The sequence below is a fragment of the Thermomonas sp. genome (genome assembly GCF_047606765.1).
Lineage (GTDB): Bacteria > Pseudomonadota > Gammaproteobacteria > Xanthomonadales > Xanthomonadaceae > Thermomonas.
The window spans coordinates 1-5,636 of sequence record NZ_JASGED010000109.1; the positions used below are offsets into that span (position 1 = coordinate 1).

3 protein-coding genes and 3 pseudogenes are annotated in these 5,636 nt (G+C 63.2%); all 6 read right to left on the bottom strand.

Features of this window, described 5'->3' with window-relative positions; all coding sequences use genetic code 11:
- Window positions 1–84 (bottom strand): annotated as a pseudogene (locus QM612_RS10385) (IS5/IS1182 family transposase); the annotation flags it as partial.
- Window positions 85–124: 40 nt separating this feature from the next.
- Window positions 125–1,114: a serine hydrolase domain-containing protein gene (locus QM612_RS10390; protein ID WP_415253821.1), complete on the bottom strand. Its 990-nt coding sequence runs from the start codon at window positions 1,112–1,114 to the stop codon at window positions 125–127.
- Window positions 1,115–1,132: 18 nt separating this feature from the next.
- Window positions 1,133–1,813 (bottom strand): annotated as a pseudogene (locus QM612_RS10395) (M15 family metallopeptidase); the annotation flags it as partial.
- Window positions 1,814–1,835: 22 nt separating this feature from the next.
- Entirely contained in the window at window positions 1,836–3,401 is a 1,566-nt protein-coding gene (locus QM612_RS10400; RefSeq protein ID WP_415253819.1) for a serine hydrolase domain-containing protein, read from the bottom strand.
- On the bottom strand, window positions 3,398–4,660 hold the full coding sequence (gene lysA, locus QM612_RS10405) for a diaminopimelate decarboxylase (protein ID WP_415253820.1): 1,263 nt from the start codon (window positions 4,658–4,660) through the stop codon (window positions 3,398–3,400). Before lysA ends, QM612_RS10400 begins: the two co-directional genes overlap by 4 nt.
- Window positions 4,661–4,736: 76 nt before the next feature.
- A pseudogene (locus QM612_RS10410) lies at window positions 4,737–5,636 on the bottom strand (energy transducer TonB); the annotation flags it as partial.

Consider the following 5,636-nt stretch of genomic DNA (forward strand, 5'->3'; position numbering starts at 1 on the left):
AGTCTTCTTGCGGGCACTCTCCAGCAGCGGAAGGATCGTCTCGAACTGCTCGCGGCTGATGTCACTGGGATAGGGATGTCTCATCCCTATAGCATCAGGGATGAGAAAGACTTTGAACAGGCTCTTACGGCGTCTGGAACAACGCCCCGATCTCCAGCACCGTCTTGTAAGGCGTGGGCTCGTTGCGGTTGCTGAGCAGGATCACGGTCAGGCGCTGCTTCGGCCAGCGCACCAGCGCATTGCGGAAACCGATGGACTCGCCGGAATGCCATTGCCGGTCGCCGGCAATGCGCCAGCCGAAACCGTAATAGCTCACGCCCTCCTCGCCTTCCACCTTGGACTGATGGCTGAAGGCAAGCGCGCGCGAGGCATCGCTGAGCAGGCGGTCGTCATACAGCGCGGCATCCCAGCGCGCGAGGTCATCAATGCTGGAATAGATGCCGCCATCGCCCAGCACCGCGCTGGTGGAACTCTGGTCGGTGCGCTGCCAGCGGCCATCGATTTCGCTGTAGCCGAAGGCACGATGCGGGATGGCCGGGCCGGCATCGATGCGGGCATGGGTATCGCGCATGCCCAGTGGTTCGAAGATGCGGCTGCGCAGGAAATCGGGGAACGATGTTCCGGATGCGCGCTCCACAACCAGCGCCAGCAGCGCATAGCCGCTGTTGCTGTAGCGATAGGTGCTGCCGGGCGGGAAATACAGCGCGTTTTGCTTTTCCAGCAGCTTCAGCACGCCTGCGTCGAGGATTTGCCCGTCATACGGCTCGGCCATCAGGTCTTCGTAATCCAGCACGCCCGAGGTGTGATTCAGAAGATGGCGAACAGTGATGCCGTCTGCCACCTTCGGCAGCGAGGGCAACCAGCGCTTGAGCGGATCGTCGATGGACAGTTTTCCATCCTGTGCCAGCAGCAGGATGGCGGCGGCGGTGAACTGCTTGCTGACCGAGGCCAGCCGGTAGTTGGTGGCAGGCCCGGCCTCGATGTCGGCTTCAAGATCGGCACGGCCGAAGCCACGGCGCACCAGCGGCTTGCCGTCCTTCAGCACCAGCAGGGAAGCGCCGGGCACGTTGCCTTCGTAGCGCTGCATCAGGCGGTCGATGGCGACATCGATCATCGGTGTCTCCGGTGCGGTGACAGGCACGTCGTACAGCGTGCCGGGCGTGGGTTCGGGCCGGAAGGTGTAATGCCACCATTCCATCGCATAGTTGTGGAAGCCCTGCGCAGCCATCGCCTTGAGCAGCAGTTGGCGATTGGCACGCTGCGCGGGTGTTGCCTCGGGCGAATCGGTATTGGCACGGGTGCCGAAGAAATCGAAATCGGTGCCCATGTCCAGCGGCCTGCAATCCGCACCCTGCGCGTCGCATTGCAGCAGGGTCAGGTCGATGGTGGCACCACGGCTATGGCCCGATACCGACGCGATGTAGCCATCCAGCAGTTGCGGCTTGTCCAGATCCGGGTAATGCGCGGCCTTGGTTTTCACATCGTTCGGGTCTGCTGCCCAGCGCATGAAATGCGCGACGGCCCTCGCCGGGCGATAGCAGTCGTAGATGCGCAGGCGTTGATTCTGCTTGCGCAGCGTGGCCTCGACGCGGGCAAGTGCTTCGGCAGCTTCCTGCTTCAGCCAGCAGCGCGGCGCCTGGTAGCCATCGACCGGTGCGCCGACGAAGTTGTCGCTGCCGAAGTAGCGGATGTCCTGCGAAATATCCGGCACCAGCACGCGCATGTCGGCCATGCCCGCCTGCTGCATCGTGCTTGCATTCGACAACTGCGGTGCGGGTGGGTTGGAAGCGCAGCCGGCAATGGCCAGCGCCAGCGGAACCAGGAAAGCACGCCAACTATTCACAGTCGCCAATCCTCGTGAAAGCCAAGTCTTCGTAATCGGAACTGAAATCGCCATCCGGGTCGAACTTCGCCATGCGCAGCGTGCGCACATCGCCACTGCCGGAGAAGGCCAGCCATGCGTTTTCGTCCACTGCTTCGTCCTCCCAGACCAGAAGGTAACGACCATTGAGGCGGCTTACGGCCCCGTGCATCTTCGGCGACTTGGCCGAGCGCCATTCAACGCCGCCCGCAGCCTCGCATACACGCACATCGCCAAACCACGGGTCGCGCCAGACACCCAGCCAGTCACGCATTGCGCTCGCCTTCACTGGCTTGCGTTTGGCGATGTCGGGCAGCTTCGGTTTCGTGGTTGTCGCCGCCGGCGCGGGCATTGCAAGTTCATCCGCATAACCGGCCACGCCGAGTGATTTTTCCGGCGCGGTGAACAACTTGAGCAAGACCGTGCCCAGCACCGTGCGCGCGCTGCCGCCCGCGCCATTGATCATGAACACGAAGCCGGACTTGCGATCCGGCAACAGCATCATCATCGAATACATCCCGCCCAGCGTGCCGGTATGCGAGACCGTCCACTGCCCATCCACATCGGCCAGACGGAAGCCGTAGGCATAGGCGTAGTAATGGGTGCCGTCCCACTGCCTGCGCTGCGCGGAAATCGGCATCGGCGTGCGCGCCTTCCACAGTTCGGCGCGCTGCGTGGCATCGAGCCATTTCAATTGTGCATCCGTCGGCAGCAACCAGTTGCGCATCCACGCCAGCATGTCATCCAGCCCGCAGCGGATGCCGCCCGCCGCTGCCGAGGCGATTGCCGGCACGACATCGGCATCCTCGCGCATCGGCAGATTGCGCTCGCCATCACGCATATGCGGCTGCGCAACGCTGCCGGCTTCGCTCATCACGAATTCACCGACACGGCAGCCGGCCAGGCCCAGCGGCTGGAACAGTTCACGCCGCACCAGTTCCTCGTAAGACGCACCGCCTGCTGCAGCCGCCACTTCGCCCGCCACCACGTACAGCAGGTTGTCGTAGGCATAGCCAGCACGGAACCCGTAAGCCGGCTTGATGTGGCGCAGGCCGCGCACGATATCGTCGCGGTTGAACAGGTTCGGCTCCGGCCACAGCATCAGGTCGCCGCCACCTTCGGGCAGGCCGCTGTTATGGATCAGCAGATCGCTGACGGTCATGTGCTGGGTGACCCACGGATCGTGCATGGCGAATGCCGGCAGGTGCTTCACCACCGGATCGTGCCATTGCAGTTTGCCCTGCTGCACCAGCCGTGCCAGCACGGTGGCGGTCATCGCCTTGCTGTTGGACGCGATCTTGAACAGGGTCTTGCTGGTCACCGGATCAAAGCTGCCTGCCACGGTTTCGCCATAGCCGCGCGCAAAGACTACTTCACCGTTTTCGACAACACCCACTGCAATACCCGGCAACTCGTAGCGTTCGATGGTGGCGCGCACGGCGGCATCGATGGCCTCGGGCGAAGGGCTTTGCGCCTGCGCTGATGCCGCACCAATCGCCAGCAACACCGCTGCCATCATTCGCAAACGCGGCTGCTTCATGTTGTTCTCCATGCCTCGGCGCGGCATTCCTCCGCGATCATCGCATCGAAGCTTTGCCGACGCCGCACCACTGCGTAACGCCCGCCATCCACCAGCACTTCGGCGGGCAGCGGGCGTGAGTTGTAGGTTGAACCCATCGAAGCACCGTATGCGCCGGCACCGTGAATCACGACCAGATCACCGGCCTCGCAGCGCACCAGTTCGCGTCCGGTGGCGAAGGTGTCGCCGGTTTCGCAGACCGGGCCGACCACGTCATAGTCGATGCGTTCGCGGCCCGTGGCATCGCCGATCCGCACGATGTCGTGCCAGGCCTCGTACAGGCTGGGCCGCAGCAGGTCGTTCATCGCCGCGTCGAGCACCAGGAATCGGCGCGTCTGGCCCTGCTTCTCCAGCAGCACGCGCGCGAGCAGGATGCCGGCCTCGGCAACAAGCCAGCGACCCGGCTCCACCAGGATGCGGCCACCAAAACCATCCAGCGCCGCGCGGATCGCATCGGCATAGTCACGCGCGTCTGGTGCCTGCTCGCCTTCGCGGTAGCGCACGCCAAGACCGCCGCCCACATCGATGCTGGCGATGCCGTGCCCGGCGGCTTGCAGCTCACGCCAGAACGCGGCCATGCGCGCCAGCGCCAGCCGCACCGGCGCAAGACTGAGCAACTGCGAACCGATGTGCATGTGCAGACCATCCAGTTGCACGTTCGGCCATTGCGCATGCGCATCGAACCAGCTGCGTGCCTCCTCAATGGACACGCCAAACTTGTTCTCCGCCTTGCCGGTGGAAATCTTGGCGTGGGTCAGTGCGTCCACATCCGGATTGATGCGTACCGCCGCACGCGCCACCATGCCGCGTGCGGCGGCAAGCCGCTGGATGGCCTCAAGCTCCGCGCGCGATTCGATGTTGAAGCGCCCGACGCCCACGTCCAGCGCCATCACGATTTCCGCATCGGACTTGCCGACGCCGGAGAACACGATGTCGGCAGCGGCGATGCCTGCGCGCAATGCACGCTGCATCTCGCCACCGGACACGATGTCCGCGCCTGCGCCCTCCTCCGCCAGCAGCCGCAGCACCGCGCCGTTGCTGTTGGCTTTCACCGCATAGCGGATACCGGCATCCAGCCCGGCCAACGCCTCGTGCAGCACCCGCATGCGGGTGCACAGTGCCGGCGCGGAATACACGTACAGCGGCGTGCCTTCGCGCTCGGCAAGCGCATGCAGATCAATTCCCTCGAATCCCTCTGGCAGGACTGCGTGCTGCGTCATTGCATGCTTCCAAAAAAGGGCGGCCCGATGAACGGGCCGCCATGGGACAGGATCAGAACGGTCGCCTGCAACCAGATCAGAAGTTGTAGGTGACGACCAGATTCATGTAGCGCGGGTCTTGCCATGCAACACCCTGGCCAAAGGTCGATCGATATACACCGGGGCTGACTTCATAGCGACTGTGGATATCCGTGACGGTCTGCCTGTTCAACAGGTTATAGACCGAGAACCGCACCTTCAGATCGACCACATCCACGGGCAATGTCCATGTCACGCTTGCTCCGACGTTGTAAACCCACGGCAGCCGGCCGAATGCGCCGCGCTCGGTGTATTCCAGCACGCGATAGGGGGTTGTGCCGCAGTTCGACACGCAAATCCAGCCAGTGCCGCCACCACTGGTTTCACTGGTGCTCTGGACGCGCTGGTCATTCGGCCAGGAAACACCGAAGGCGGTGATCGGGCCACCGGACACCGCCGTGAGCGTCGCGCCAAAGCTCCACATCTCGTTCAATGCATAGGCACCGCGCAGTTTGATCTGGTGGCGGTGATCGCCGTACAGCGGGCCATAACGCTCGTTGTTGGCGGGATTGTCGTAGTGCTGGGTGAACCCGGTCCAGGGCAAGCCGGTATCCGAATTAACCGGGCCTTCAAAATTACCTTCGCTCCTGGACAGGATGTAGCTGGCATTGAACGACCACTTTTCATCCCAGGCACGATCCAACTGGAACTCCAGCCCCATGTATTCTCGTTTGGGCTTGAAGAAACCCACCACTTCATTACTGCCCTGTTTCACCCAGCCTTCCGTTGCGGTATCGAACGTCACCCAACTATTGGAAGCGGAGCACCACAAGGTGGCCATCTCACCGGGATTGAGCATGGGATAGTCAAACCCGCTCGCGCATACGCTTGCAGGAACGCGCACACCCACGTCGTCCAGCGTGCGTTCCATGATCCGATAGGTGGCATTCACCCCCCA

Excerpts from the sequence above, each read along its gene's own strand:
- lysA (WP_415253820.1), bottom strand. The coding sequence starts at position 4,660 with ATGACGCAGCACGCAGTCCTGCCAGAGGGATTCGAGGGAATTGATCTG.
- QM612_RS10400 (WP_415253819.1), bottom strand. The coding sequence starts at position 3,401 with ATGAAGCAGCCGCGTTTGCGAATGATGGCAGCGGTGTTGCTGGCGATT.
- QM612_RS10390 (WP_415253821.1), bottom strand. The coding sequence starts at position 1,114 with ATGATCGATGTCGCCATCGACCGCCTGATGCAGCGCTACGAAGGCAAC.